This is a genomic window from Phytohabitans kaempferiae (genome assembly GCF_042433955.1).
Taxonomy (GTDB): Bacteria; Actinomycetota; Actinomycetes; order Mycobacteriales; family Micromonosporaceae; genus Phytohabitans; species Phytohabitans kaempferiae.
On sequence record NZ_JBHLUH010000112.1, the window covers coordinates 1 to 1174 of the forward strand.

1 protein-coding gene is annotated in these 1174 nt (G+C 63.6%); it reads right to left on the bottom strand.

The window, feature by feature from the left end; genetic code table 11:
* Positions 1-1173: condensation domain-containing protein (locus ACFFIA_RS42440; protein ID WP_377262988.1), on the bottom strand; the 1173-nt coding region annotated here is incomplete at its 3' end.
* Between the last annotated feature and the right edge of the window lies 1 nt (position 1174).

The window sequence follows — 1174 nt, forward strand, 5'->3', positions numbered from 1 at the left end:
GTGGATGGTGGTGCCGGTGTGTTCGGGTATTGCGTGGCTGGTGGTGGTGACCAGTAGGGGTGCGTTGGTGTCGGCGAGCATGAAAGCGACCCGGTCGGCCGGGTATGCGGGGTCGAGGGGGACGTAGACGCCGCCGGTCTTGAGGACGGCGAGCATGGCGGTGACCATCTGCCAGCCCCGGGGCAGGCAGACCGCGACCGGAACCCCAACCGTCGCACCCTGCTGGATGAGGTGGTGGGCCAGTTGGTTCGCGCGGGTCTCCAGTTGCGCGAAGGTGAGCTGGACGTCCCCGTCGATGACCGCGACCGCCTGCGGGGTGGTGTTGGCCTGGACGGTGAACATTTCGTGGACCGGCCGATCCGCGAAATAGGCGGCCGTCGTGTTGTTGTAGGCGTCCAACTGGGCGTGTTCGGCCGTAGTCAGCATCGACACCGACGCCAACGCACCGTCGGGATCAGCGACCACCCCCGACAGCAAGGCCCCCACATGGCCGACCATCCGCTGCACCGTCGCCTCATCAAACAAATCCGTGTTGTACTCAGCGATCAACCCCAACGAACCATCAGACCGCTCAGTAAACTCGAACGTCACCTCGAACTGCGCCGCCACACACGGCAACGCATACTCCTCCACCTCCAACCCCACAAGCTCCGGAACCCCAACCCCCGCACCCTGCAACACCACCATCACCGGCGCCAACGGCAACCGAGCCGGATCCCGAACCGGCACAACCTCGTCAACCACACGCTCAAAAGGCACCCGCTGATGCGCGAACGCCTCCAACACCGTCTCCCGAACCCCACCCAACAAATCCCTAAACGACACACCCGGATCAATCCGAGAACGCAACACCAACGTATTAACGAAAAACCCGACCACATTCTCCAACTCAGCACGATCACGACCAGCCGAAACCGTCGCCACCCCCACATCCAACGAACCCGACCACCGCGACAACACCACCTGCACCGCAGCCACCAAACCCACAAACAACGTCGCCCCACCACCACGACACAAACCACGCAACCCATCCACCACCACCGCCGGCACCACCCCACGCACCAACGCACCAGCAGACGAACGCACCACCGGACGAGGCCGATCAGTCGGCAACTCCAACACCGACAAACCAGCCAACCGCTCCCGCCAAAAACCCAAATCCCGCCCCAACACC